The sequence below is a fragment of the Microbacterium sp. NPDC056569 genome, from assembly GCF_042793475.1.
GTDB lineage: Bacteria > Actinomycetota > Actinomycetes > Actinomycetales > Microbacteriaceae > Microbacterium.
Genome location: NZ_JBHTUV010000022.1, coordinates 1 through 24,137 on the forward strand (window position 1 = coordinate 1; position 24,137 = coordinate 24,137).

Annotated in this window: 25 protein-coding genes; 10 read left to right on the forward strand and 15 right to left on the reverse strand. The window is 72.0% G+C overall.

The window, feature by feature from the left end:
* The first annotated feature begins 145 nt into the window (after positions 1 to 145).
* From ACFQ7C_RS19105 to ACFQ7C_RS19115, 3 genes are read left to right on the forward strand one after another with little or no spacing between them, the layout of a single operon-like run.
* A complete protein-coding gene (locus ACFQ7C_RS19105) occupies positions 146 to 1,273 on the forward strand; it encodes an alcohol dehydrogenase catalytic domain-containing protein (RefSeq protein ID WP_378905093.1) in 1,128 nt (375 codons plus the stop codon).
* Entirely contained in the window at positions 1,270 to 2,019 is a 750-nt protein-coding gene (locus tag ACFQ7C_RS19110) for an SDR family oxidoreductase (protein WP_378905096.1), read from the forward strand. Before ACFQ7C_RS19105 ends, ACFQ7C_RS19110 begins: the two co-directional genes overlap by 4 nt.
* Positions 2,016 to 2,474 (forward strand): MaoC family dehydratase, encoded by a 459-nt coding sequence (locus ACFQ7C_RS19115; RefSeq protein ID WP_378905099.1) that lies wholly within the window; start codon positions 2,016 to 2,018, stop codon positions 2,472 to 2,474. Before ACFQ7C_RS19110 ends, ACFQ7C_RS19115 begins: the two co-directional genes overlap by 4 nt.
* Positions 2,475 to 2,538: 64 nt before the next feature.
* On the opposite strand, the gene ACFQ7C_RS19120 is transcribed toward ACFQ7C_RS19115, so the two are convergent.
* Genes ACFQ7C_RS19120 through ACFQ7C_RS19135 form a run of 4 tightly spaced genes read right to left on the reverse strand, consistent with a single transcriptional unit; the run spans position 2,539 to position 5,931 of the window.
* Positions 2,539 to 2,925, reverse strand: a complete 387-nt coding sequence (locus ACFQ7C_RS19120) for an MmcQ/YjbR family DNA-binding protein (protein ID WP_378905102.1) — start codon at positions 2,923 to 2,925, stop codon at positions 2,539 to 2,541.
* A 40-nt stretch (positions 2,926 to 2,965) separates the two neighbouring features.
* On the reverse strand, positions 2,966 to 3,388 hold the full coding sequence (locus tag ACFQ7C_RS19125) for a DUF1801 domain-containing protein (RefSeq protein ID WP_378905105.1): 423 nt from the start codon (positions 3,386 to 3,388) through the stop codon (positions 2,966 to 2,968).
* A gap of 49 nt (positions 3,389 to 3,437) precedes the next feature.
* Positions 3,438 to 4,652, reverse strand: a complete 1,215-nt coding sequence (locus ACFQ7C_RS19130; protein ID WP_378905108.1) for an acetyl-CoA C-acetyltransferase — start codon at positions 4,650 to 4,652, stop codon at positions 3,438 to 3,440.
* A 10-nt stretch (positions 4,653 to 4,662) separates the two neighbouring features.
* Positions 4,663 to 5,931: an acyl-CoA dehydrogenase family protein gene (locus ACFQ7C_RS19135; protein ID WP_378905111.1), complete on the reverse strand. Its 1,269-nt coding sequence runs from the start codon at positions 5,929 to 5,931 to the stop codon at positions 4,663 to 4,665.
* Positions 5,932 to 6,039: 108 nt separating this feature from the next.
* Between ACFQ7C_RS19135 and ACFQ7C_RS19140 the strand changes: the two genes are divergently transcribed.
* Together ACFQ7C_RS19140 and ACFQ7C_RS19145 are read left to right on the forward strand one after the other, a co-directional pair.
* A complete protein-coding gene (locus tag ACFQ7C_RS19140) occupies positions 6,040 to 6,684 on the forward strand; it encodes a QsdR family transcriptional regulator (protein ID WP_378905114.1) in 645 nt (214 codons plus the stop codon).
* Positions 6,681 to 7,100 carry an acyl-CoA thioesterase gene (locus ACFQ7C_RS19145; RefSeq protein ID WP_378905117.1) on the forward strand — a complete coding sequence of 140 codons (420 nt, stop codon included), beginning with the start codon at positions 6,681 to 6,683 and terminating at the stop codon, positions 7,098 to 7,100. The genes ACFQ7C_RS19140 and ACFQ7C_RS19145 overlap by 4 nt, the downstream gene beginning before the upstream one ends.
* A gap of 6 nt (positions 7,101 to 7,106) precedes the next feature.
* Here ACFQ7C_RS19145 and ACFQ7C_RS19150 read toward each other — a convergent pair whose 3' ends face one another.
* Both ACFQ7C_RS19150 and ACFQ7C_RS19155 read right to left on the reverse strand, forming a co-directional pair.
* The gene (locus tag ACFQ7C_RS19150) at positions 7,107 to 8,822 is read right to left on the reverse strand and encodes a Dyp-type peroxidase (protein WP_378905120.1); all 1,716 of its coding nucleotides are present in this window, start codon (positions 8,820 to 8,822) and stop codon (positions 7,107 to 7,109) included.
* Positions 8,819 to 9,757, reverse strand: a complete 939-nt coding sequence (locus ACFQ7C_RS19155; protein WP_378905123.1) for a hypothetical protein — start codon at positions 9,755 to 9,757, stop codon at positions 8,819 to 8,821. Before ACFQ7C_RS19155 ends, ACFQ7C_RS19150 begins: the two co-directional genes overlap by 4 nt.
* A gap of 110 nt (positions 9,758 to 9,867) precedes the next feature.
* Here ACFQ7C_RS19155 and ACFQ7C_RS19160 point away from each other — a divergent pair, with 110 nt between their 5' ends.
* The 3 genes from ACFQ7C_RS19160 (at position 9,868) to ACFQ7C_RS19170 (ending at position 13,831) form a co-directional block, all read left to right on the forward strand.
* Complete coding sequence (locus ACFQ7C_RS19160) at positions 9,868 to 10,926, forward strand: phosphotransferase family protein (RefSeq protein WP_378905126.1); 1,059 nt, start codon at positions 9,868 to 9,870, stop codon at positions 10,924 to 10,926.
* On the forward strand, positions 10,926 to 12,131 hold the full coding sequence (locus ACFQ7C_RS19165; RefSeq protein WP_378905129.1) for an acyl-CoA dehydrogenase family protein: 1,206 nt from the start codon (positions 10,926 to 10,928) through the stop codon (positions 12,129 to 12,131). The genes ACFQ7C_RS19160 and ACFQ7C_RS19165 overlap by 1 nt, the downstream gene beginning before the upstream one ends.
* Before the next feature lie 119 nt (positions 12,132 to 12,250).
* Entirely contained in the window at positions 12,251 to 13,831 is a 1,581-nt protein-coding gene (locus tag ACFQ7C_RS19170; RefSeq protein WP_378905132.1) for an AMP-binding protein, read from the forward strand.
* Between the two features lie 220 nt (positions 13,832 to 14,051).
* Here ACFQ7C_RS19170 and ACFQ7C_RS19175 read toward each other — a convergent pair whose 3' ends face one another.
* Genes ACFQ7C_RS19175 through ACFQ7C_RS19195 form a run of 5 tightly spaced genes read right to left on the reverse strand, consistent with a single transcriptional unit; the run spans position 14,052 to position 18,957 of the window.
* Complete coding sequence (locus tag ACFQ7C_RS19175) at positions 14,052 to 15,338, reverse strand: ABC transporter substrate-binding protein (protein WP_378905135.1); 1,287 nt, start codon at positions 15,336 to 15,338, stop codon at positions 14,052 to 14,054.
* A 37-nt stretch (positions 15,339 to 15,375) separates the two neighbouring features.
* Positions 15,376 to 16,551, reverse strand: coding sequence for a branched-chain amino acid ABC transporter permease (locus ACFQ7C_RS19180; protein WP_378905138.1), 1,176 nt, complete (start codon positions 16,549 to 16,551; stop codon positions 15,376 to 15,378).
* Positions 16,548 to 17,426, reverse strand: coding sequence for a branched-chain amino acid ABC transporter permease (locus ACFQ7C_RS19185; protein ID WP_378905141.1), 879 nt, complete (start codon positions 17,424 to 17,426; stop codon positions 16,548 to 16,550). Before ACFQ7C_RS19185 ends, ACFQ7C_RS19180 begins: the two co-directional genes overlap by 4 nt.
* Positions 17,426 to 18,169, reverse strand: a complete 744-nt coding sequence (locus ACFQ7C_RS19190) for an ABC transporter ATP-binding protein (RefSeq protein ID WP_378905144.1) — start codon at positions 18,167 to 18,169, stop codon at positions 17,426 to 17,428. Before ACFQ7C_RS19190 ends, ACFQ7C_RS19185 begins: the two co-directional genes overlap by 1 nt.
* Complete coding sequence (locus tag ACFQ7C_RS19195) at positions 18,166 to 18,957, reverse strand: ABC transporter ATP-binding protein (protein WP_378905147.1); 792 nt, start codon at positions 18,955 to 18,957, stop codon at positions 18,166 to 18,168. The genes ACFQ7C_RS19190 and ACFQ7C_RS19195 overlap by 4 nt, the downstream gene beginning before the upstream one ends.
* Positions 18,958 to 19,147: 190 nt before the next feature.
* On the opposite strand from ACFQ7C_RS19195, the gene ACFQ7C_RS19200 reads away from it, so the two are divergent.
* The gene (locus ACFQ7C_RS19200) at positions 19,148 to 19,501 is read left to right on the forward strand and encodes a hypothetical protein (RefSeq protein WP_378905150.1); all 354 of its coding nucleotides are present in this window, start codon (positions 19,148 to 19,150) and stop codon (positions 19,499 to 19,501) included.
* 44 nt (positions 19,502 to 19,545) lie between these two features.
* Here ACFQ7C_RS19200 and ACFQ7C_RS19205 read toward each other — a convergent pair whose 3' ends face one another.
* Genes ACFQ7C_RS19205 through ACFQ7C_RS19220 form a run of 4 tightly spaced genes read right to left on the reverse strand, consistent with a single transcriptional unit; the run spans position 19,546 to position 22,701 of the window.
* Positions 19,546 to 20,286, reverse strand: a complete 741-nt coding sequence (locus ACFQ7C_RS19205; protein ID WP_378905153.1) for a glucose 1-dehydrogenase — start codon at positions 20,284 to 20,286, stop codon at positions 19,546 to 19,548.
* Positions 20,283 to 21,335, reverse strand: a complete 1,053-nt coding sequence (locus ACFQ7C_RS19210; protein ID WP_378905156.1) for an NADPH:quinone oxidoreductase family protein — start codon at positions 21,333 to 21,335, stop codon at positions 20,283 to 20,285. The genes ACFQ7C_RS19205 and ACFQ7C_RS19210 overlap by 4 nt, the downstream gene beginning before the upstream one ends.
* A complete protein-coding gene (locus ACFQ7C_RS19215) occupies positions 21,322 to 21,912 on the reverse strand; it encodes a TetR/AcrR family transcriptional regulator (RefSeq protein WP_378905159.1) in 591 nt (196 codons plus the stop codon). Before ACFQ7C_RS19215 ends, ACFQ7C_RS19210 begins: the two co-directional genes overlap by 14 nt.
* A gap of 36 nt (positions 21,913 to 21,948) precedes the next feature.
* Complete coding sequence (locus ACFQ7C_RS19220) at positions 21,949 to 22,701, reverse strand: SDR family oxidoreductase (RefSeq protein ID WP_378905162.1); 753 nt, start codon at positions 22,699 to 22,701, stop codon at positions 21,949 to 21,951.
* Between the two features lie 188 nt (positions 22,702 to 22,889).
* Between ACFQ7C_RS19220 and ACFQ7C_RS19225 the strand changes: the two genes are divergently transcribed.
* Positions 22,890 to 24,128 (forward strand): acyl-CoA dehydrogenase family protein, encoded by a 1,239-nt coding sequence (locus ACFQ7C_RS19225; protein ID WP_378905165.1) that lies wholly within the window; start codon positions 22,890 to 22,892, stop codon positions 24,126 to 24,128.
* Positions 24,129 to 24,137: the final 9 nt, after the last annotated feature.

A 24,137-nucleotide genomic window follows, 5' to 3' on the forward strand; every position in this document is an offset into this window, starting at 1 on the left:
CCGCCCGCTCACGGGCGGCGCGCGTTCTTCGTTCTCGCACATACCGCGCAGTCGGTATGATGTCCTTCACGGACGACAGCACGGAATCGCGAGAGGGTGGATGTCCGCACGCGGCGCAGCGCCGCCGTCACGACGAGGAGGTCGGATGAAGATCACCGGAGCAGTGCTCGAGGTCTCGGGCGCCCAGCCGCCGTTCGCGCAGACACACCCGTTCACGGTGGGCGAGCTCGAGCTCGACCCGCCCGGGGCCGGCGAGCTTCTCGTGCGGATCGAAGCCGCGGGCGTGTGCCACTCCGACCTCAGCGCCGTCGACGGCAACCGGGTGCGCCCGGTCCCCATGCTGCTGGGCCACGAGGCCGCAGGCATCGTCGAGCAGCTGGGGGACGGCGTCGACGACCTCGCGGTGGGCGACCGGGTGGTCATGACGTTCCTGCCGCGATGCGGCGAGTGCGACGGATGCCGCACCGACGGGCGGCTGCCGTGCGCACCGGGTTCGGCGGCCAATGGAGCGGGTACGCTGCTCGGCGGTGGCATCCGTCTCCATCGCGATCACGACGCCGCGACGCAGGACGTGCACCACCACCTCGGCGTCTCGGCGTTCGCCACGCACGCCGTGGTGAGCCGCGCCTCCGTCGTGCCGGTCGACGCCGACGTGCCGCCCGAGATCGCCGCGCTGCTCGGATGCGCGGTGCTCACCGGCGGCGGCGCGATCGTCAACGCCGGGCGTCCTGCGGCGGGCGACCGCGTCGTCGTGGTCGGACTCGGGGGCGTCGGCATGGCGGCGCTCCTCGTGGCCGTCGCGCTCGGGCATGAGGTGGTCGGGGTCGACACCGTGCCCGCCAAGCTCGCCGCCGCCCGCGAGTGCGGCGCGAGCGAGGCGCTGACTCCCGCGCAGGCCGTGGACCGCGGCATCCGTGCGCCCGTCGTCGTGGAGGCGGCCGGCGCCGCGCGTGCGTTCGAGACCGCGCTCGCCCTCACCGCGCCCGGCGGCACCACCGTCACGGTCGGGCTGCCGGCGCCCGACGCGCGCGCGAGCGTGTCTCCCCTGCTGCTCACCGCCGAGGCGCGGACCATCGTCGGCAGCTACCTCGGCTCGGCCGTGCCGAGCCGAGACATCCCCCGCTACGTCGAGCTGTGGCGCGCGGGACGCCTGCCGCTCGAGCGACTCGTCTCCTCCCGCATCGGCCTCGACGACCTCGACGCCGCCATGGACCGGCTCGCCGCGGGCGGCGAGCTGCGCCAGCTGATCACCTTCGAAAGGAACGACGCATGACCAGGACCGCCATCGTCACCGGGGCCGCGCGCGGCATCGGCGCCGCGACCGCCCGGCGCCTCGCCGCCGACGGGCTCGCGGTCGCCGTGCTCGACCTCGATGAGGACCAGTGCGCCGACACCGTGTCGGCGATCACGGATGCCGGGGGTCGTTCCCTCGCCGTCGGCGCCGATGTCGCCGACGCGGCCTCGGTGGAGCGGGCCGTCGCGCGCGTCGCCGACGAGCTCGGCGCGCCGACGGTGCTGGTGAACAACGCCGGGATCATCCGCGACAACCTGCTGTTCAAGATGACGGAGGACGACTGGGACGCCGTGCTCGCCGTCCATCTGCGCGGGGCGTTCCTGATGTCGCGCGCGGTGCAGGAGCACCAGGTGACGGCGGGCTGGGGGCGCGTGGTGAACCTGTCGAGCACCTCCGCGCTCGGCAACCGCGGGCAGGCCAACTACGCCGCGGCCAAGGCCGGCATGCAGGGCTTCACCAAGACGCTCGCGATCGAGCTGGGCCGCTTCGGCGTCACCGCCAACGCCGTCGCGCCCGGTTTCATCGTGACCGACATGACGCGCGCCACCGCCGAGCGCATCGGCGTCTCGTTCGAGGACTTCATCGCGCACAACGCCGCCGAGCTCCCGGTCGGCCGCGCCGGCACCCCCGACGACATCGCCGCCGCGGTGTCGTACTTCTGCTCCGAGGGCGCCGGCTTCGTGTCGGGTCAGGTGCTGTACGTCGCCGGGGGTCCGCGGGCATGAGCATCGTCGTCGACTCCCCCGCGGCGCTGGCCGACGCGATCGGCACCACGGCCGCCGGCGACTGGTTCGAGGTCGACCAGCAGCGCATCCAGGCGTTCGCGGACGCCACCGAGGACTGGCAGTGGATCCACCTCGACGCCGAGCGCGCGGCATCCGGGCCGTTCGGCACCACCATCGCGCACGGCTACCTCACGCTGTCGCTCCTCCCCCGCCTCACGCAGGGGCTGCTCGCGGTCGACGGTGCAGCCATGGTCGTGAACTACGGCCTCGACAAGGTGCGGTTCCTCCAGCCCGTGGCGGTGGACTCGCGCGTCCGCGCCGTGACCGAGGTGACGTCCGCCGAGCCCACGCCCCAGGGCTATCGGGTCGGGCTGCGCACGACGGTCGAGCTCGAGGGCTCGGCCCGCCCCGCCCTCGTCGCCGACACCGTGGCGCTGTTCGTCCCGGAGGAGTGAACGGCGACGGATGCTGCGACCCCCGGCCGCAGCATCCGTTCGGCGTCGTCGCGGAGCGTGACGCTCACGCGCGGGCGTCGAACTCGGCCCGCAGGTACTTGGGCGCCTGCACGCGCCAGGCCTCGGTGATCAGCTCGGCGAGGTGATCGCCGTCGATTCCTGCCATGCGGAACGCGACCTTCGGCTCGCCCCACGGCGTGGTGGTGCGCAGGAACACGTCGGGCTCCATCTCGACGAGGGCGAGCGCGTCGATCGGGTCCGAGACCTTCACGCCGACGACGAGCTCGGAGGCGATGATCGCGCGCACGTCGTCGGGGATGCTCGGCCAGGGGTGGCACTCCCACGCGTAGAGCTTCGACCGGACGAACCAGGCAGCGCCGCCGGTCGTCGCCCGCTCCTCGCTCCCGGGCAGTGCCGCAGCGGTGCGGCGCAGATCGTCGAGGGTGGCCACGCCGCGAGCCTAGGGCGTGTCTCCGACACCGGCCCGGGGGTCAGGGCACCGGGTCGTCGCCGCGCCCCCACGCGATCGCGATCAGCCGGCGCAGCACGTCGAGGTCGATGTCGTCGAGCTTCTTCACGTACACGCACCCGGCCCCCTCGGTGTAGGTGCCGAGCTCCGGCAGGAGCGCCGCACCGGCGGGGAGGTCCTTCAGGCCGTACAGGGAGAGCTGCGCCTTGCGCGGCGAGAACGCCGTCTTCGGCCATTGCCCCTGCCGCTTCGGGTCGGACGGCGACACGTACCGGTAGCTCCCGTAGCCGACCATCGACGCACCCCACATCACGGGGTCGGCCCCGGTCACCTCGTGGAAGATCGCCGCGAGCTCGATGCCGTCTTCCCGTCGCCGCTGCGGCGTCGCCGCCTCGAGGAAGGCGGACACGTCCGCGTCCGTCGCCTGAGTCTTGATCTCGGTCACGCGGCCATTATGGCCGCGGACGCCGACACCGGCCAGGGGTCGTCAGCGGTCAGACCCGCTCGAGCACCATCGCCATGCCCTGACCGCCGCCGACGCACATCGTCTCGAGCCCGTAGCGGCCGCCGGTCTCGGCCAGCCCGTTGATGAGGGTGGACGTGATGCGGGCGCCGGTCATGCCGAACGGATGCCCCACCGCGATGGCTCCGCCGTGCACGTTGAGCCTTTCGGGGTCGACGCCGAGCTCGCGCGCCGACGGGATCACCTGGGCGGCGAACGCCTCGTTGATCTCGACGAGGTCCATGTCTTCGATCGACAGTCCGGCGAGCGCGAGAGCGCGACGGGATGCCTCGACCGGGCCGAGCCCCATGACCTCGGGCGACAGGCCTGAGACACCGGTCGACACGATCCTCGCCAAGGGCTCGAGCCCGAGCTCGTCGACGACGCGGTCCGACACGACCACGACCGCCGCCGCACCGTCGTTCAGCGGGCAGCAGTTGCCCGCGGTGACGGTGCCGTCCGGCCGGAACACCGGGTCGAGACCGGCCAGCGCCTCGACCGTGACGCCCGCGCGAGGACCGTCGTCGGCGGCGACCACCGTCCCGTCGGCGAGGGCCACCGGCGTGATGTCGCGCCGCCAGAAGCCGGAGGCGATCGCGGCCTCCGCCCTCTGCTGCGAGCGGGCCGCGAAGGCATCCTGCTCCTCACGGCTCACCCCGCGCAGCCGCGCCACGTTCTCGGCCGTCTGCCCCATCGCGATGTACGGGTCGGGCAGCGCTCCGTCCTCGCGCGGATCCGTCCACGCCGCGGAATCCGCTCCCGCCCGGGCCGCCGTTCGCGCGAACGCCGCCGCGAACGCGGGGTTCGCAGCATCCGGGATGTCCGACGCCCCCGCGCCGTAACGTGAGACCGCCTCGACGCCCGCCGAGACGAACACGTCGCCCTCGCCGGCTCTGATCGCGTGGAACGCCATGCGCGTCGTCTGCAGCGACGACGAGCAGTAGCGGTTGACGGTCGCGCCCGGAACGGCGTCCCAGCCGAGCAGCACCGCGACGATCCGGGCGAGGTTGAAGCCCTGTTCGCCCGCGGGCTGACCCGTTCCCAGCAGCAGATCCTCGACCCTCGCCGGATCCAGGCCGGGCACCTTGTCGAGCGCGGCGCGCACCATGCGCGCGGCGAGGTCGTCGGGTCGGATGCCGGTGAGCGACCCCTTGCGCGCGCGCCCGATCGGCGAACGCGCCGTGGCCACGATGTAGGCCTCAGTCATTTCTTCTCCTTCAGACGAACGCGGGGATGCCGGTGATGGCGCGGCCGACGATGAGGGAGTTCATGTCATAGGTGCCCTCGAACGTGTAGACGGCCTCGGCGTCGGCGAAGTAGCGTGCGATGCCGTACCCGGCGGGGATGCCGAGCTGCTCCTGCCCGCCGAGCTGCACGCCGTTGCCGCCGCAGATCTCACGGCACAGGGCCACCGTCTCGCGCACCCGCGCACTGACGAAGGCCTTGGCCATCGCGGAGTGGTGGTCCTTCTGCCGGCCCTCGTCCTGCAGCTGCGACACCCGCACGCACATGCCGATGCACGCGGTGATGTTGGCGAGCGCGTCGGCGAGCTTCTGCTGCACGAGCTGGAACGACGCGATCGGCTTGCCGAACTGCACCCGGGCCTTCGCGTAGGCTACCGCGCACTCGTAGGCGCCGACGGCGACGCCGAGCGCCTGCCAGGCCACCTGCGCGCGGGTGATCCGCAGCACGGCCGCGAGGTCGCGGAACCCGTCGATCCGCTGCAGGCGGTCGCGCTCGGGCACCACGACGTCGGTCAGGACGATGTCGGCGTTCTCGACCGTGCGCAGCGACTGCTTGCGCTCGATCTTCGTCGCGGTGAAGCCGACCGAGGGCGTGCGCACGAGGAAGCCCTTCACCTGATCGTCCGCCACGTCGCGCGCCCAGATCACGACCAGGTCGGCGAAGGCGCCGTTGCCGATCCACCGCTTCGCGCCGTTGAGCACCCACTCGTCGGCGCCATCCGGACGGGTCCGTCGTTCGGCGGTGGTCTCGAGGCCCTTCGCCGTGTCCGAGCCGTGCCCCGGTTCGGTGAGGCCGAAGCATGCGATCTGCTCGCCGCGCGCCAGCACCGGCAGCCACTCGGCGCGCTGCTCCTCGGATCCGCCGACGGCGATCGAGGTCATCGCGAGTCCGCTGTGCACGCCGATGAACGTCGCGGTCGACGGGTCGGCGCGCGCGATCTCCATCGCCACCCAGCCTCGGAAGACGTTGCTGTTCTCGAACTGCCGGGTCTCGGGGAACGCGTTGCCGTAGAGGCCGAGCTCGGCGATCCGCGGCACCAGGTGGCGGGGGCTCTCGGCGCGATCCCAGTGGTCGTCGGCGAACGGCCGCACCTCGGTCTCGAGGAAGCCGCGGATCTCGCGCAGCGCGCGCTGCTCGGCATCCGTCAGCAGTTCCTGGAACGCGTAGAGGTCGGCGTCGAGCACATCCGCCGCTTGCGCCACGGCGTCGGCAGTGGCCTGCTCGGTCAAGGTGAACGTCATCGTGTCTCCTTCGGGGTCGTGCGTCGAGTATGCATCACTTCTCAGAATGTTGCACAACACTCTCAGAAACGTTGCACGCTCCCACCCCGAGACCGGTAGAGTTCCCGCATGACCTCGACGACGGCGACGACCACCATCGCGGCGGTGGGAACGGATGCTGCACCCTCGTGGCTGTCGGAGCGCCTGGCGAGCGGCGCGCACCCCGACGCGCAGCGCGCGTTCGACGCGGCCCGCTCGACCCTGATCGGCGGCCGCCGCATCGACATGACGGCGCTCGCCGGCACGCTGGGCGTGGACCGCACGTCGCTGTTCCGGTGGGTCGGCAACCGCGACGCCCTGCTCAGCGAAGTGCTGTGGTCGCTCGCCATTCCGACCCTCGTGCAGGCCGAGCACGCGAGCGAGACGCTGACCGGCGGCGAGCGGGTCGCGGGCATCCTCACGCACTTCGTCGACGACCTCATCACGGCCGAGTACTTCCGGTCGTTCCTGCGCCGCGAGCCGGCACGCGCCCTGCGGCTGCTCACCACGAAGGAGAGCCCGATCCAGCGGCGCTACGTCGCGACGGCGGAGTGGCTCGTCCGCCGGGATCTCGGCGAGGCGCCGCTGGGCGGCGCGATCGCGCCCGCCGACCTCGCGTACATCCTGGTGCGCCTGTCGGAGTCGTTCACGTACGCCGACCTCATCTCGGGCGACACCCCGAGCGCCGATCGCGCCCGCGTCGCGTTCCGCCTGACGCTGCGGGTCGACGGATGAGCGCGGTCTACCCGGTGCGGGAGCCGTTCGCGACCCGCTGGAACGACAACGACCAGTACGGGCACCTCAACAACACCGTCTACTACGCGGCGATGGACACGGCGGTGAACGCCTTCATGATCCGCGAGGGCGGCCTCGAGCCCGTCGGCGGCGCCGCGATCGCGCTGTGCGCGGCGTCGTCGTGCGAGTTCCTCGCGTCGGCCGGCTTCCCCGAGCCGCTCGAGGTCGGCATCGGCGTCGAACGGCTCGGCACCACGAGCATCACCTGGGCGCTCGGCATCCTCCGTTCCGGAGAGGACGACCCGATCGCGACGGGGCGATTCGTGCACGTGTTCGTGGATGCTGCGACCCGGCGCCCGACGCCGGTGCCGGCATCCGTCCGCACGGCGATCGAGACCTGCATCCTCGCGGGCTGAACCGCCTCAGTCGGCTGCGACGCCCGCCAGGTACCCGCCCACGGCGGAGATGGCGGGGGCGAAGAAGTAGCCACCGCCCGTCGTCGTGACCCACTCGCGGTCGAGGACGAAGGTCTTCGACGCGCCCGACGGCGTGCGCACGTCGAACGAGCGGTCGCGGTCGCCGTGCACGTCGGCCTGCCCGATCACCGGGTCCTGGCCGCCGGCGTTGGGCTGGAGCGCGGAGTTCGCCCATCGCCGGGTCACGAACTCGAACTGGTCCTCGATCGACGCCATGTGCGCGACGAACATGAGCCCCCGCTCGGCCGAGACGAGCTCGGGCGAAGGGTCGGCGACGCCGGCGAGCACGGGTCCGTACGGGATGCCGCGCCGCAGCATGAGCCGCAGCATCGTGTCGGCGGGGGCGCCGAAGTCGGTGCCGCTGTCGCGCGGGTTGACCTTGCGGATGTGGCCCGCCATCGGGCACGTGTCGCCGAACACGTCGGCGCGCGCCTTGGGGTGATCATCGCCGCGATAGCCGCCCTCGGCAAGGCTCCGCACCGGGGTCCACGCGCGGGTGTCGTCGTCGAACTGGAAGTGGTTGTTCGCGAACTCGTCGCCGGCGAGATCGAGGTCGTCTCTGTCGGGGGTCCGCGAGACGGGCGCGCCGCTGGGCCAGCGTCCGACCATCAGCGCGGCGAAGTGCACCGGATCGGTGCCGTACTCGGCGCCCGCGGCGGCGGCGAAGTCCCAGAACGCGGGGACGTCCTGGGCCAGGCGTCGGCACACGAGGTACGAGCCGTTGCGCGCCCAGTCGGGGAACGCGCCGTCGTCGGACGCGGGCACGCGCGGATCGGCGGGATCCTGCCGAGGCATCCCGAGCACGAACTGCCCGGGCCACACGAGCGGCTGGCCCGCCTTGCCGAACAGGCCCGCGTGCGGGTTGCGCGGATCGAGATAGCGCGGGGCGAGCAGCTCGCCGTCGGCGGTCGCACCCCGCACGCCGGGCTGCGAGACCCCGTCCTTGAACCCGAAGTGCTCGTGGCCGCCGAGCGACCCCGGCAGTTTCTCACCCGCCTGTGCGAAGAGCAGGGAGACGCCGTTGCGACCGGCCTCCTCCAGGATCACGGATGCCTCGGCCTCGGCATCCGCGGAGGAGTCGGCCGCGACCGTCACGAGGACGTCGGCCTCCGACCCGTCGCCTCCGACGCGCCAATGGGACCGGTGCCCGGGCCTAGCGGGATCGGCCGGGTCACCCAGGTATGTCGAGCGCGCGGCGAGACCCTGGCGGAACGCCTCGTCCCTCAGCTCCTCCAGCGCGTCGTCGCCCAGGAGCTTGGCGATCGCCGGCGCCGACAGCGCGAATGCGACCCACGTCGCCGGTGTCGTGGGCTCGGTCGCCCCGGTCCGCAGCCGCTCGCGACGGAACTCGCGGCGGAAGTCGAGCACCTCCTGCATGCTGCTGAGCCGCGGCGCCAGCCAGCGCAGCCACGTGCGGGCGCGCGCGACCTCGTCCATCCGCAGGAAGAGGAACCGCTGATGGTCCTTGTTGAACCCGGGGATGACGTTGCCCTGGACGTCGGCCGTCGTCTCCGCGTCGAAGCGCGGCTCGCCCTCGGGGAAGGCCGCGGCGTCGAGGGAGCGAGCGATCGGTCCGGGCTCCGCAGGCAGCTCGATGCCGGAGAGCCGCGGGACGCCCTCCGGCATCAGTCCCGCGAGCGCGGGTGCTCCTTCGCCGGTCATGCCATCCCCCCGCTCACGACGTGCGCCGACATGGTGATGTGCTCGGCGATCTGCCCGCCGAACTCGATGGGACGACCGCCGATGCGGATGTCGCCCACCAGGAACCCCTCGCTCGCCGGAACCTCGTACGTCACGCGCAGTGCCGCACCCGCGGTGCCGCGTTCGATGGTCCAGTAGTCGCCGACCGGCGTGCCGTCGGGTTTCGTCCAGCCGGAGTCGTCCCAGCCGATCATGTAGAGCCCCGGCGGATCCGCCGTCGCGACCGACAGCCCCTGCCGGGACATCGCCCACACGTCGACGTTGATCCGGGCGTCCGCGCCGGTCGCCCGCGAGTAGGGCAGCGCGTCGTACCCGTCGACGGCGTGCTGCGACGGCTCCAGCTCCTGCGAGACGCCCAGCAGGTCGCGCATCGAGTTGATGGGCATGACGTAGTGCACGATGCCGTCCGTCGTGTTCCACCGGTTGCGCGGTTCGTACGCGCCCCCGCCCGGGAAGAGGTCGTCGTGGGCGACGTCCGGCGAGACGTGACGCCGGTACAGCGCCAGCACGACGTCCGGGTGAACCGCGGCCAGCAGCATCCAGTACTCCGGCGTCTCGGTCGTGAAGGTGACACGCGAGATGGCGTCGCCCGCCCTGTCGACGTGCCACTCGAGGTACTCGATCTGCACGTCACGCGATTCGGCCGCCGCGTAGGCGGCACGGCGGTCGTCGCGATGCTCCATCAGCAGCGGCCGGGAGAGCCCCGTCCACGTGATCGCCCGCTCGCGATCGCGTCGCGCCGGACGCAGCATCGGGTTCACGTAGGCGCCCCGCCCGCTGACCTCGGTGGACGCGGCGATCAGCCCGCTCACCAGGTCGTGCCAGTGCCCCGGGAAGGCCGACCCGGGTCCTACGTCGTCGAGGTGCGCGGGAGCCGAGAACCGGGCCAGTGCCATGGTCGAGAAGCTAGCAGCGGAGGGATGCGGAGCCGGGATTTCGGCACAAACCGACCATCCGGTATGCTCGCTTGCAGCGCCTCGATGGTGGGGCGCGAAGGGGGTCGAGGATGACTGCAGTACCGGGATTGGATGCCGCGGGCCTGACCGCATGGCTGAATGAGACGCATCCGGAGCTCGCAGGCGAGGATCTCGGCGCGACGGTGATCGCCGGCGGTCGCAGCAACCTCACCTACGCCGTCGACGGGGCCCGGAGCCCGCTCATCCTGCGCAGGCCGCCGCTCGGGCACGTGCTGTCGAGCGCCCACGACATGCGCCGCGAGCACCGCGTCATCTCCGCCCTCGACGGCACCGCCGTACCGGTCCCCCGAGCGATCGACGTCGTCGACGACAGCGAGTCCGCGCGCGTGACCGGCACCGTCTTCTTCGTGATGGAGCGCGCGCCGGGCCGCGTCCTCGCCCAGCGCGCGCAGAACGCGGGATACACGGCCGCGGGCCTGCGCCGGCTGAGCCTCGACCTCGCGCGGCACCTCGCCGACCTCCACGCGGTCGATCCCGAAGCCGTCGGTCTCGCCGGCTTCGGGCGTCCGGACGGCTACCTCGAGCGCCAGCTCGCCACCTGGCGGCGGCAGCTCGACGCCTCGCGCTCCCGGGCCACGCCCGCCCTTGATGCCCTGCAGGCGAGTCTGGCCGACGGCATCCCGATGTCCTCCCGTGCCGGGATCGTGCACGGCGACTACCGACTCGACAACGCGCTCGTCGTCGGCGAGCCGGAGGAGCCGCACATCTCGGCGATCCTCGACTGGGAGATGGCGACCCTCGGCGATCCGCTCGTCGACCTCGGCATGTTCGGGCTGTACTGGGACATCGCCGACCTGCCCGGCGGGGCGGGTGTCGTGCCCAGCGCCGTAGACCCCGGCGCCGGCTACCCGGAGTTCGACGAACTCGTCGACGCGTACGCCGAGCACGCGGGGATCGCCGTGCCCGACCTGCGCTGGTACCGCGCCTTCGCCGCGTACAAGCTCGCGGTGATCCTCGAGGGCATCCACTTCCGGTATCAGGCCGGCGACACCGTCGGAGACGGATTCGACCGCATGGGCGGGCTCGTCGAGCCGCTCGCCCGGAAGGGTCTCGGCACGGTCGAGACCCACGCACAGGAGGTGCGCTGATGGACTTCGCCCCCGACGCCACGACCCGCGACCGCACCGAGCGGGCGCGTGCATTCCTCGAGGAGCATGTACTGCCCGCCGAGCCCGTGCTCGATGCGCAGCTCGCCGCGACGCCCGGCGATTGGACGGTGCGTCCGATCGTGCGAGAGCTCCAGGCCGAGGCGCGCGGGCAGGGACTCTGGAACCTCTTCCTCCCCGGCGACCACGGCGGCGCCGGCCTCACCAACCTGCAGTACGCACCGGTCGCCGAGGTCACCGGCTGGAGCCCGCGCCTCGCCCCGGCCGCGTTCAACTGCGCCGCCCCCGACACCGGCAACATGGAGGTGCTGAACGACTTCGGCACGCCCGCGCAGAAGGAGCGCTGGCTCGAGCCGCTGCTCGACGCGCGCATCCGCTCGGCGTTCTGCATGACCGAGCCCGATGTCGCCTCGTCCGACGCGACGAACATCGGCACGCGCATCCGCCGCGACGGCGACCACTACGTGATCAGCGGGCGCAAGTGGTGGTCGACCGGCGCGATGAACCCCGATGCGGCGGTCTTCATCGTGATGGGCAAGACGGATCCGGATGCTGCGCGCCACCGTCAGCAGTCGATGATCCTGGTCCCCCGCGACACCGCGGGAGTGCGCATCGTGCGCCCGCTGACGGTCTTCGGCTACGACGACCGCGATCACGGCGGTCATGCGGAGATCGCGTTCGACGACGTACGAGTGCCTGCCGAGAACCTCATCGCCGGCGAGGGCGACGGCTTCGCGATCGCGCAGGCGCGGCTCGGACCCGGGCGCATCCACCACTGCATGCGCGCGCTCGGCATGGGCGAGCGCGCGCTCGCCCTCATGATCGAGCGGGCATCGGCGCGGCACGCCTTCGGACGCACGCTCGCCGAGCAGGGTGTCGTGCGCGAGTGGATCGCCGAGGCGCGCATCCAGCTCGAGGCGCTCCGGCTGCTCGTGCTCAAGACCGCCTGGCTCATGGACACCGTGGGCAACCGCCACGCCATGACCGAGATCCAGGCGATCAAGATCGCCGTGCCCCGCGCCGTGCAGCAGATCGTCGACCGGGCGATCCAGCTCCACGGCGGCGCGGGCGTCGCGTCCGACACCCCGCTGGCCGAGCTCTACGCCGGCGTGCGCAGCCTCCGCATCGCCGACGGCCCCGACGAGGTGCACCTCGCCGGTCTCGGCCGCGCGCAGCTGCAACCCTGAGGACCCGGCCCCCGCAGCATCCGTCCCCCATCCCTGTGTTCCTGGAATCGCGAAAGGGTGGAGTTCCGCACCCTTCGCGCTTCCGCATCACCCCCGGTTCGAGCGTCGAAGGAGACGACATGACCCACACCCCCGACCCCGCGATCGACGGCGCGGGCTTCGCGACGCTGTCGGTGGCGAGCATCCTCGCCGAATCGGCCGTACGGCACGCAGAGCGCACGGCGTTCCACTTCGCCGGCACGACCCTCACCTACCGCGAGCTGTGGGAGCAGACGCGCGCGTATGCGGGTGCGCTGCGGGCCCGTGGCATCGGCCGCGGCGACCGCGTCGCGATGCTCGTGCCGAACGTGCCCGACTTCGCCCGCGTGTACTACGCGGCGCTGTCGCTCGGCGCGGTCGTCGTGCCGGTGCACCTGCTGTTCAAGGCCGAGGAGATCGCGTACGTGCTGCGCGATGCCGAGGCGGACCTGCTCATCGTGGCCGCTCCGCTGCTGGGCGAGGCGGTGCCGGCGGCAGCGGCGTCCGGCGTGCCGCTCGTCACGGTGCTGCTGCCCGCCGACGCAGGCGTCGAGCTCGCACGGCTCGAGGTCGAGGCCGCGTCCGCCACGCCGATCGCGCGCCACGAATCGGTCGGACCGTTGGATGCCGCCACCATCCTCTATACGAGCGGCACGACCGGCACGCCCAAGGGCGCGGTCGGCTCGCACCTGTCGATCGTCGAGCAGGTGCACACCACGCTCATCGACGCGTTCGACCTGCGCGCCGACGACGTCGTGTTCGGCGGACTGCCGCTGTTCCACACTTTCGGGCAGACCGCCGTGATGAACATCGCGCTGCGGGTCGGGGCATCCGTGATCCTCCTCCCGCGGTTCGACGCCGACGAGGCGCTCGCTCTCACGACGAAGCTCGGTGCGACGGTGTTCACGGCCGTGCCCACGATGTACGTCGGGATGCTCGAGGCCGCGCGCCGCGCGCCGGCGCGGCCGCCGCTGCGGTACGCGGTGTCGGGCGGGGCGGCGCTGCCGGTCGCGGTGCTCGAGGCGTTCCGCGAAGCGTTCGGGGCCGACGTGCATGAGGGATACGGGCTCACCGAGACCGCGCCGACGGTGTCGTCGAACCCGCTGCGCGAGGCGATCCGCCCCGGCACCGTCGGGCGCGCGCTGTGGGGCGTCGACGTCGCGATCGCCGACCCCGAGATCGAGGACACCCTCGTGCTGCGCGCTGGTCCCGACGCCCTCGGCGAGGTCGTCGTGCGCGGTCACAACCTCTTCAAGGGCTATCTCGGGAGGCCGGAGGCCTCGGCCGCCGCCGTCGTCGACGGCTGGTTCCGCACCGGCGACCTGGGCACCTACGCCGACGGTGTGCTCACGATCGTCGACCGCAAGAAGGACATGATCGTGCGCTCCGGGTACAACGTGTACCCGACCGAGGTGGAGGCCGTGCTCGCCCGCCACCCCGGTATCGCCGTCGCGGCGGTGTTCGGTGTGGCCGACGACGTGCGCGGGCAGGAGGTGCACGCCGCCGTCGTGGCGCACGACGGGGTGTCGCTGGATCCCGACGACGTCGTGGCTTTCGTGCGCGACCGCATCGCGGCGTACAAGTATCCGCGGGTGGTGCACGTGGTGGCGTCGCTGCCGCTGGGCTCGAGCGGCAAGGTGCTCAAGCGGGAGCTCGTCGCCCGGTTCACGCCGGTGCCCTGACCCCCGCCCTCCTCGGATGCCTCGTGCCCACCCGGGTGCGGGGCATCCGTCGTTGGTCTGGCGCGCGGGGTGACAACTCCTCCGACCCGGTGCGGGAACGGCCGAACCGGCTCGAAGCGACGAGGCCGGTTCGTCTTCTTGAGGAGTCCGGACACCCGATGCAGGGGGCATGTGTGAAGGCCCGGATCCCGCGCGGGGATCCGGGCCTTCGGCGGGGGGATCAGGAGCCCGGCACGCCCTTGCCCGACAGGGCCACGGGCGCCGGGTCGACGGCGGTCACCGATCCGCCGTCGACGGCGTAGGTGGCGCCCACGTAGTCCTGGACGCCCTGGTCGACGGTGGTGATGCCGACGCCGAGATACGCGGCGTGGCAGTCCTCCGCGAACGAGAGCGGAAGGATGCCGTTGCCCCCGAGATCGCCCGACTGCACGACGTCGATGAGCGACTGGCGAGTCGGGTTCTCCCCCGCGGCCTCGAGGGCCTCGGCGAACAGGTAGGCGACGCTCATGCCGTAGACCGTGTTGCCGTCGAAGACCGCGCCGTCGTTGTACTCGTCGTTGATCTCGCGGAACAGGGTCACCCACTCCGAGTCGCCGCCCGAGGCGGGCAGGTAGTTGGTGCCGACGAGGCCCTGCAGGAGCTTGGGGCCGACGTCCTCGCCGAGGTAGCCGACGAGCGTCTCGTAGTTGGCGCCCGACGACGACGAGAACCACTTCGGGAACCAGCCCAGCTGCGCCGCGGTCCCGACCGCCAGCGCGGTGAACCCGTTGATCGTGCCGAGGATGTTGACCTCGCACCCGGCCGCCTTCAGCGCGCCGATCTGCGCCGAGACGTCCTGGTTCGACACCGAGTACCGCTCGACGGCGGCCAAGCCGTCGGCGCCGAGGGCCAGTTCGGCGCCCTCGATCATCTCGTCGCCGAAGTCGTCGTCCTGCCCGAGCAGGCACACGACGGCATCCGGATACTCGTCGGCCGCGTACTGCGCGAGCGCCGCGCCCTCGACCACGTAGTCCGCGTTGAACCCGAACGTGAACGGGTACTTCTCAGGCTGGTTCCAGCTCGTCGACCCCGAGGCGACGAACAGGTCGGGCACCTCGTTCTGGTTCAGGTAGTCGAGCACGGCGGTGTGCGTGGGCGTGCCGAGGCCGTTCAGGATCGCGAACACCTCGTCCTCCTGCACGAGCTCGCGCACCACGGTCTGCGTGTTGGCGGGGTTGTAGCCGTCGTCCTTCACGATGTAGTCGATCGACCGCCCGTGCACGCCGCCGGTGTCGTTGAGGTAGGCGAAGTACGCCGTGGCGGCGGCCGAGATCGACGAGTATCCCGCCGCAGCCGGCCCGGTCAGCGGGGTGTGCGTGCCGATCGTGACGGTGTCGTCGGTGATGCCGGGGACGTCTTCGTCCGTGGCGGCGGGTGCTGACGGCGTGCTGCACCCCGCGAGCGCGACGAGGACGGCGGATGCGCCGGCCAGCGCCGCGACGCGGCGCGCGAGGGAGTGCTGTGACATGGTCACCTCTTTCTGTGTGGTGTGGGTGGTGCAGGATTCACGGATGCTGCGCCCCGGCGCCCGCGGGCTCCGCGGGGGCGTCCTCGCCCCGGCGCTCGCCCGCGAGACTTCTTCCGAGCGCCGAGACTCCATCCGCGGGCTGCTGTCTCGGCGCCCCGTTGATGTCTCGCGGAGTTCGCGGGGCGGTGCCCGAGCGACGGCGACGGCGGCGGAGGCTCGCGAGGCAGCCGGGCCAGGCGAGCATGACGACGATGAGCAGCACGCCGAAGACGAGGATCGAGAGGTTGCCCGACAGGCGCTGCGACACCTCCGCAGACAGGGGCAGCGCAGCGGTCGCGGTGGAGAGCAGCCATGGCAGCAGCACGATGAGCGCCGAGCCGATGGCCGCCCCGCCGATGCTGCCCAGACCTCCCAGCACGACCGCGACGACCAGCAGCAGCGAGAAGGCGAGCGTGTACGCGCCGGGGCTCACGGACTGCGTCACGAAACAGAGCACCGCGCCGCCCGCACCCGCCGCCATCGAGCTCACGGTGAACGCGGTCACCTTCACGCGGCCGGAGCGCACGCCGTTCAGGCGCGCGGCGGTCTCGTCGTCGCGCACGGCGCGCATCCGCAGGCCGAGGCGGCCGCGCGCGAACGCGGCGAGCCCGGTCACGACGACGCCGGCCACGAGGATCGCGACCCACGCCTGCCACTGCTCGGCCGCGATGAGCCGCTCGAGCAGCGGCGGCACGGCGTCGTACGCGATCTGCACGCCCTGGTCGCCGCGCAGCACCCCCGAGAACACCGCCGCGACAGCGGGCACGGCGATCACGAGGGTCAGGGTCACGCCCGCGAGGTACGGTCCGCGCAGGCGTGCCGCGGCGAGCCCGAGCAGCCAGCCGAGGGCGGCGGACACGGCGACAGCGACCAGCATGCCGCCCAGGAATCGGGGCATGCCGGTGACCCCGGCACCCGTCATCGCATTCGCCGTCAGGGCGTAGCCGTAGCCGCCGGCGGCCATGAGCGCCGCCTGCCCGAGCGAGAGTTGCCCGCTCTGCCCGATGAGCACGGTCAGCCCCGCCGCGGCGCAGAAGTACGCGGCGATCGTCGCGAGCTGGAAGTTGCGGTACGGATCGAGCAGGAACGTGCCGCCGATCGCGAGCACCGTGAGCACGGCGCCGAAGACGAGGGTGCGCGGGATGCCGCGCAGCGAGGGGAGCAGCCGGGTCATGCGCTCCTCGCCTCCCGCAGCGAGAAGATCCCGCCGGGCCGCACGAGCAGCACTCCGACCAGGAGCACGAGCACTCCGAGGGGCGCGACCGTCGCGCCGAGATAGCCCGTGACGAGCGTCATCGCGATGCCGACGACCAGCCCGCCGAGGAGCGCCCCGACGGGCGAGTCCAGCCCGCCGACGACGGCCACCGCGAACGCGTAGACGAAGAGCATGTCGGTCGCGTGGGGGTTGAGCCCGAGCTCCGTGGGCACGAGAAGCATTGCAGCCAGCGCGGCGACGGCGGCCGACAGCATCCATCCGATCGTCACCATGCGGCTGACGCGCACGCCCAGCACGCGGGACACCTCCGGCGCGAACGCCGAGGCGCGCAGCTGCAGTCCGAGCGACGTGCGCGTGAAGAGGACCGCCAGCACAGCCATCACCACCAGCGCGACCGCGAGCACGAACAGGTCGTACGGCGAGAGCAGCGGCACTCCCCCGACCATGATCGGACTGTCGTCGAACGGCGCGCGCATCGGAAGGTACTGCGCGCCGAACAGGATGCCGAGCAGCGACTGCAGCACCATCACGAGCCCGATCGCCACGATCACGCCCGACAGCGGGCTCGAGAGCGGGGCGAAGCGCATGAGCCCGCGCTCGACGCCGAGCCCGAGGGTCGCGCCGGCGATGAGGCCTGCCGCGAGCCCCGCCCAGTACGAGCCGGTGAGGCCGGTGACGGCGAACGCGGCGTACGTCGCGACGAGGGCCATCGCGCCCTGCGCGAAGTTCACGATGCGCGCGGCGCGCCAGATGAGCACGAGCGACAGCGCGAACAGGGCGAAGATCGCGCCGCGCGCTAGGCCGGTGGCGAGGAGGAAGAGCAGTCGGTCCATCAGAATCCCAGGTAGGCGTGTCGGAGGGTCTCGTCGGCGGCGAGCGCGGCGGCCGGGGCATCGGCGACGACGCGACCGAGGTCGAGCACGACCCCGCGGTCGGCGATCGACAGGGCGCTCGTGACGTTCTGCTCGGCGAGCAGCACGGTCATCCCGCGGCCGGCCGCCGCATCGCGAAGGGTGCCCATGAGCTGGGCCACGACGAGCGGCGCGAGCCCGAGCGACGGCTCGTCGAGGGCGAGCAGCACGGGGTCGGCGATGAGCGCCCGGCCGAGAGCGAGCATCTGCCTTTCGCCGCCCGAGAGCTGGTGCCCGGCGCTCGTGCGCCGGCGGGCGAGCGGCTCGAACAGCGCGTAGACCTCGGCGATCGCGCGCTCGCGCGCCGCGCCGCGGTGGCGCCAGAGCGCGCCGAGCCGCAGGTTCTCGTCGACGGTGAGCTCGGCGACGACGCTCTGCCCGTCGGGCACGAGCGCGAATCCGCGGCGGGCGCGGTCCTCGGTGCGGAGTCCCGCGAGGTCGTCGCCGTCGAGGAGGATGGTTCCGGATGCTGCGGCCACGAGTCCTGCGAGGGTGCGCAGGAGCGTGGTCTTGCCGGCGCCGTTCGCGCCCAGCAGGGCCACGACCTCTCCGGGCTCGAGGGCGAACCCGACGTCGTGGAGTGCCGGGGCGCCGCCGTACCCGACGGTCAGGTCGCGGATCTCGAGCGACCCTCGGCGCGTCGGCGCGTGCGTGAAGGTGCTCATGCCGTCGCCTTCACGCCGAGGTAGGCCTCTTCGACCCGCGGGTCGTTGCGCACCTCGTCGGGGGTGCCGCGCGCGATCACGCGGCCGAAGTCGAGCACGACGATGCGGTCGGCGAGGCCCATGACGAAGTCGACGTGGTGCTCGACGAGGAGCACGGCGCACCCTGCGTCCGCGACGCGGCGCACGATGCCGCCGAGGCCCGAGATGTCGTCGGCGCCCAGCCCGCCGGCCGGCTCGTCGAGCAGCAGGAGTCGCGGCTCGGCCACGAGCGCCCGGGCGAGCGCGACGCGCTTGCGGTCGGGATACGCGAGCGCGGCGGCCGGTCGGTCTGCCACCGCCTCGAGGCCGAGGCCTTGCAGCTGCGCGGCGACGCGGGCGTCGGCGTCGCGGCGCCCCGCGACCGGCAGCAGCACGTTCTCGCGCACGGTCAGCCCGTGGAACAGCCCCAGACCCTGGAGGGTGCGCGAGACGCCCCGCGCAGTGAGCCCCGACGTGCGCCGCGGCGCCGGCGCCCCGTCGATGCGCACCTCGCCCTGACGACGCACGAGCCCGCACACGGCGTTGAACACGGTGGTCTTGCCGGCGCCGTTCGGCCCGATGAGGGCGACGACCTCGCCCGGGCGCACGTCGAACGACACGTCGTCGAGGGCGGTCAGCCCGCCGAACGCGACACGGAGGTCGACGACCTCGAGTCGTGGGATCGCGGATGCCGCAGCATCCGTCGTATCGGGATGAGCAGCGTTCGCAGGCGTCGGCTCTGGCGTTCGCCCGGTGGATCGGGGGTTCATCGGCACCTCTTCGTGTCGGGTGCGCCCACTGTATCGCAGAAACCGACCGGGCGGTATGTTGTTGTTGCACGATCGTAATCGCATCTGTGTCGTCCCGCGCCGCCACCGGTGATCTACGCGTCGGTGGCACTCTCGTCCCGATTCGTCAACCCCCGAGCCCGGCGATCCCAGGCGACATAGCGTCCTCGGCATGACTGACCGCTATCAGCACGACACCGTGAGCGTGCCGGACGAGAACGCCGATGCCGACACTGCCTCGAGCGGTGCATCCGGGGCGCCGCTCACCACCCACGACGACGACAGGCCCGTCGACAACCCCCTCTGGAGGATGACCATGCCGAAGCCCTACATCTGGACCGCTCTGCTCGGGGTGGCGGCCGCCGCCGCCGCGTTCGTGATCGGCACGAAAGCCGGTGGGAGCCGATTCCGTGAACTCAGCGGCATCGCGAAGGACGTCTGGAACGACCCCGCGGTGGCGAAGGTTCGTGATCGCGCCTTCCACAGGATCGAGTCGACGGCGACGCGTGTGGCCAGCAGGAGCTGATCCGCGCGAAGTCCCGCCCGTACGCCCAAGAAGGCGACTGTCGGCTACTTGTGCGGGATGCCGGCGATCATGCCGCCGTCGACGACGAACTCGGCGCCGCTCGTGAACGACGACGCGTCGGACGCGAGGAACACGATCGTGCCGGCGAGATCCGAGGGCTCCCCCGGTCGACCGAGAGGGATGTCGAGATGCGCGGGGTCGATGCGCGTGGTCATCTGCGTGGTGATGAACCCCGGATGCACGGAGTTCACCCGGATGCCGAACGCGCCGAGCTCGACCGCGAGGGACTGCGACAGCCCGCGGACGCCGAACTTCGCCGCCGTGTAGCCGTGCAGGCCGGGGCTGCCGCGCATGCCCTCGACCGACGAGATGTTGACGATCGACCCGCGGCTCTGCGCCTTCATCACGGGCACGACCGCGCGGCAGCCGAAGAAGACGCCGGTGAGGTTGACGGCGATGACGGCGTTCCACTTCTCGGTGGTCAGATGCTCGATCGGCGCGGCGTTCGCGATGCCGGCATTGTTCACGAGCACGTCGACGGACCCGAAGGCTTCGACGGATGCTGCCACCGCAGCATCCCATTGCCCCTCGTCCGTCACATCGAGGTGCACGAATCGCGCCCCGTCGCCGAGTTCGGCAGCGAGCGCCGCACCGGCCTCGTCGAGGATGTCGGCGATCACGACGCGCGCGCCGGCCTCGTGCAGCGCGCGGACGTAGGCCTCGCCGATGCCGCGGGCACCGCCCGTGACGAGCGCGACCCGCCCGCCGAGGTCGAACCGGCTCACGAGGTCACCTCGATCACGACGCGGCCCACCGTCGCCCCCGAGGCGAGGGCGGTCAGCGCCTCGGGCGCGCGGTCGAAGGGCACGACGTGGTCGACCACCGGACGCAGGGCTCCGGAATCGGCGAGCCGCGTCAGCGCGGTGCGCGCCTGCTCGATGAGATCGGGCCGCACGGCGGGGTACAGCCCCCAGTGGAGGCCCACGACGGAGTAGTTCTTGACGAGCACATGCCCCGCGGGCACCGACGGGATCGTGCCGCCGGCGAACCCCACGACGAGGAGGCGCCCCTCGAACGCGATGCACTTCGTCGACGCCTCGAACGCCGCGCCGCCGACGGGATCGAACACGACATCGGCGCCGTGCCCGCCGGTCGCCGCCTTGACGCCCGCGACGACGTCGTCGACATCGCGCACCAGCACAACTTCGGCCCCGGCATCGCGGGCGACCGCCGCCTTGGCCTCCGAGCCGACGACGCCGATCACGCGGGCGCCGGCGGCGACGCCGAGCTGCACGGCAGCCAGCCCGACCCCGCCCGCGGCGGCGTGCACGAGCAGCCACTCTCCCGGCTGCAGCGCCGCCCGGCGGTGCAGCCCGAACCACGCCGTCTGGTACGCCACGGTGAGCCCCGCCGCCTCGGCGTCGGAGAGTGACGACGGCGCCGCCCACACGTCGGCCGCCGGCAGCGCCGCGTACTCGGAGAGCACGCCGATCTTCGACCCGACGACCCGGTGCCCGACGGCGACCTGCGACACGCCGGCGCCCACCGCGGCGACCGTGCCCACGAGCTCGATCCCGGGCACGAAGGGGAGTTCGGGCTTCACCTGGTACTCGCCCCGGCACAGGAGCACGTCGGGGAAGTTCGCCGGGACGGCCGCGACCTTCACCAGCACCTCCCCCGCTCCCGGCTCGGGCACCGGCACGGTGTCGAGCGACAGCGCGTCCGCCGGCTCGCCGAGCCGGGTCACGCGCCACGCGCGCATCGACTCGGGCACGGCCACGTCGGCCTCGGTCGCAGCGACGTCGGCGTCGACGGTCGCGTCAGGTTGCAGCATCCGTTCTCCTCAGGCTGGTCAGGAACAGGTCGGTCAGCTGCTCGGCGACGAGCGTCTTGTCTTCGGGACCCTCGGGCGAGTACCAGTGCGACAGGTAGTGCACGTCGCTGAAGAAGTGGGCGACGAGCATCGCGAGGGGGATGTCGCTGCGGTAGACGCCCTCGGCCTGGCCGCGCGAGATCAGCTCGGCGAACTCGTCGTGATAGGCGCGGCGGCGGCGCGTGACCTCCTGCTGTCGCGGCGCCGACAGCATGTTGAGGCTGCGGAAGAACACCGCCCCCTCCTCCATCGAGTCGATCGAGGTCTCGAGCACATCGATGCACACCGCGCGCAGCACCTCGTCGGTCGTGCCGCCGCGCGCGATGATCTCGTCGAGGTGCGCCTTCTGCAGCGTGAGGAGCCGCTCGTAGATGCCGAAGAGCAGGTCGTCCTTCGACTCGAAGTAGTGGTACATCGCGCCCTTGGTGACGCCGGCGGCCGCGACGATCTGCTGCACGCTCGTGTTGGCGTACCCCTGGCGGGCGAACAGCTCGACGGCGGCACGGGTGACATCGTCGGCGACGTGGGAATCCTTCATGCCTTCATCCTTCACCCGAACCGCTCGCCACCCCTGTCACACGAGCGGACGGATGCCGGCACCGCCGTCGATCGCGAGGGCCTGGCCCGTGATCCAGGCGGCGTCGTCTGACAGCAGGAAGGCCACGGGGCCTGCGACATCGGCCGGCTCGCCGAGGCGGGCGAGCGGATACGCCGCGGATGCCTCGGCCTCATGTCCCTCGTAGAGCGCCCGCGCGAACGCCGTCTTGATGACGGCGGGAGCGACCGCGTTCACGCGGACGCCGGGTGCCAGCTCGTACGCGAGCTGCGCCGTGAGGTTGATCAGCGCCGCCTTCGAAATGCCGTAGAACGCGATGTTCGGGCTCGCGCCGAGGCCGGCGACCGAGGCGATGTTGACCACAGAGCGTGTCAGGCCCGCGCCGAGCGCGGCGCGCGTCCAGTCGAGCGCGGAGACCACGTTGACCTCGAGGATCTTGCGCGCGGCCTCGGCGTCGATGTCGACGATCGGCCCGTACACCGGGTTGATCCCGGTGTTGTTGACGAGGTGGTCGAGCCGGCCGTGCCGCTCGGCGATGTGCGCGAAGACCGCGGCGCGATGGTCGGGGTCGTCGGCGCGGCCCGCGACGGCGCTCGCTGCGACGCCGAGCTCTGCGAGCGCGGCGTCGAGCGAGTCCTGCTTGCGCCCCGTGATCACGACCGAGCCGCCCTCGTCCACGATGCGCCGCGCGATCGCGAAGCCGATCCCCCGGCTCGCCCCGGTGATGAGCGACACCGTGCCCTCGAAACGACGGGAGTGATCCTGGGCCATGGCGCCTCCTTGCGCATCCACCGACATACCGGCTGGTCGGTTTTCCCAGCGTATCACCTTCCCACGCTGATCCCGCCTGATCGGGAGGGGCAGCACACCGGCATGAGACTGAGTACTATATGTTGTGGGATTCAGTTCCATTCCGGGACAGAAGCCTCACCACCGCACCCACCGCCAGGAGTCCGATCGTGACCGACTTCCAGCCCCGCCCCGGCCAGCGCGTCGAGGGCTACGACGTCACCCGCCGCCGCGGCACCGACTACTACGCCGTGTTCGCCGACATCCCCGCCGCCGACCGCGAGGTGTGGGAGCGGGCGCAGGCGTACGTCGACGAGGTCGGCACGCGCATGCAGGACGCATGGGACACCGGCGAATACCCCCTCGACATCGCGATGCGCGGCGGCGAGCTCGACCTCTTCAACGACGGCATCGTCCACCCGGCGCTCACACGTTTCTCGCCTCTCGCGGCGGGCCTCGTGAACATGGAGATCTCGCGCGGCGACGGCTCGCTCGGCACGGTGCTCGCGGTGCAGGGCGGTCTCGCCCTCCGCACTCTCGCGCTGTTCGGCAGCGACGAGCAGCAGGCGCGCTGGCTGGTGCCGGTCGCGCGAGGCGAGGTCGCTGCATCCTTCGCCCTCACCGAACCCGACCACGGATCGGACTCGGTGTCCCTCGAGACCGTGGCCCGCTGGGACTCCTCCACCGAGGAGTGGGTGATCGACGGTGCGAAGAAGTGGATCGGCAACGGCGCCTCGGGCGGCATCACGTTCGTCTGGGCGCGCGTCGAGGCCGACGACGACGAGTTCCACGGTGCGGTGCGCTGCTTCCTCGTCGAGCAGGACACCCCGGGCTACACGGGCACCGTGATCCAGGGGAAGGCGTCGCTGCGCGGCATCCATCAGGCTCATATCGTGCTCGACGACGTGCGTGTGGCGTCCGATGCCGTCCTGCCCGGCACGAGGAGCTTCAAGGATGCCTCGACCGTGCTGTACTCGACCCGCTCGGGTGTGGCCTGGTCGGCGCTCGGCCACGCGACGGCCTGCTACGAAGCCGCACTCGCGTACTCGCAGCAGCGCATCCAGTTCGGCAAGCCCCTCGCGAAGTTCCAGATGGTGCAGGAGCGCCTCGCGAACATGCTCGAGGAGCTCACGGCGATGCAGCTCTACTGCCGCTGGATGGCCGACCTCGAGGAGCGCGGCGAGCTGCGTCCGACGCAGGCGTCGCTCGCGAAGTACCACAACACCCGCGCCGCCCGCCGGATCGCGTCGACCGCCCGCGACATGCTCGGCGGCAACGGGATCCTGCTCGAGAACGGCGTCATGCAGCACCTGGCCGACATCGAGGCCATCCACACGTACGAGGGCACCGAGAGCGTGCAGGCCCTCCTCATCGGTCGCGACATCACCGGGATGAGCGCGTTCGCGTAGCCGCATTCC

Coding starts and splice junctions, on each gene's coding strand:
- ACFQ7C_RS19105 (WP_378905093.1), top strand. CDS start 146: ATGAAGATCACCGGAGCAGTGCTCGAGGTCTCGGGCGCCCAGCCGCCG.
- ACFQ7C_RS19110 (WP_378905096.1), top strand. CDS start 1,270: ATGACCAGGACCGCCATCGTCACCGGGGCCGCGCGCGGCATCGGCGCC.
- ACFQ7C_RS19115 (WP_378905099.1), top strand. CDS start 2,016: ATGAGCATCGTCGTCGACTCCCCCGCGGCGCTGGCCGACGCGATCGGC.
- ACFQ7C_RS19130 (WP_378905108.1), bottom strand. CDS start 4,652: ATGACTGAGGCCTACATCGTGGCCACGGCGCGTTCGCCGATCGGGCGC.
- ACFQ7C_RS19135 (WP_378905111.1), bottom strand. CDS start 5,931: ATGACGTTCACCTTGACCGAGCAGGCCACTGCCGACGCCGTGGCGCAA.
- ACFQ7C_RS19140 (WP_378905114.1), top strand. CDS start 6,040: ATGACCTCGACGACGGCGACGACCACCATCGCGGCGGTGGGAACGGAT.
- ACFQ7C_RS19145 (WP_378905117.1), top strand. CDS start 6,681: ATGAGCGCGGTCTACCCGGTGCGGGAGCCGTTCGCGACCCGCTGGAAC.
- ACFQ7C_RS19150 (WP_378905120.1), bottom strand. CDS start 8,822: ATGACCGGCGAAGGAGCACCCGCGCTCGCGGGACTGATGCCGGAGGGC.
- ACFQ7C_RS19155 (WP_378905123.1), bottom strand. CDS start 9,757: ATGGCACTGGCCCGGTTCTCGGCTCCCGCGCACCTCGACGACGTAGGA.
- ACFQ7C_RS19160 (WP_378905126.1), top strand. CDS start 9,868: ATGACTGCAGTACCGGGATTGGATGCCGCGGGCCTGACCGCATGGCTG.
- ACFQ7C_RS19165 (WP_378905129.1), top strand. CDS start 10,926: ATGGACTTCGCCCCCGACGCCACGACCCGCGACCGCACCGAGCGGGCG.
- ACFQ7C_RS19170 (WP_378905132.1), top strand. CDS start 12,251: ATGACCCACACCCCCGACCCCGCGATCGACGGCGCGGGCTTCGCGACG.
- ACFQ7C_RS19175 (WP_378905135.1), bottom strand. CDS start 15,338: ATGTCACAGCACTCCCTCGCGCGCCGCGTCGCGGCGCTGGCCGGCGCA.
- ACFQ7C_RS19180 (WP_378905138.1), bottom strand. CDS start 16,551: ATGACCCGGCTGCTCCCCTCGCTGCGCGGCATCCCGCGCACCCTCGTC.
- ACFQ7C_RS19185 (WP_378905141.1), bottom strand. CDS start 17,426: ATGGACCGACTGCTCTTCCTCCTCGCCACCGGCCTAGCGCGCGGCGCG.
- ACFQ7C_RS19190 (WP_378905144.1), bottom strand. CDS start 18,169: ATGAGCACCTTCACGCACGCGCCGACGCGCCGAGGGTCGCTCGAGATC.
- ACFQ7C_RS19195 (WP_378905147.1), bottom strand. CDS start 18,957: ATGAACCCCCGATCCACCGGGCGAACGCCAGAGCCGACGCCTGCGAAC.
- ACFQ7C_RS19200 (WP_378905150.1), top strand. CDS start 19,148: ATGACTGACCGCTATCAGCACGACACCGTGAGCGTGCCGGACGAGAAC.
- ACFQ7C_RS19210 (WP_378905156.1), bottom strand. CDS start 21,335: ATGCTGCAACCTGACGCGACCGTCGACGCCGACGTCGCTGCGACCGAG.
- ACFQ7C_RS19215 (WP_378905159.1), bottom strand. CDS start 21,912: ATGAAGGATTCCCACGTCGCCGACGATGTCACCCGTGCCGCCGTCGAG.
- ACFQ7C_RS19220 (WP_378905162.1), bottom strand. CDS start 22,701: ATGGCCCAGGATCACTCCCGTCGTTTCGAGGGCACGGTGTCGCTCATC.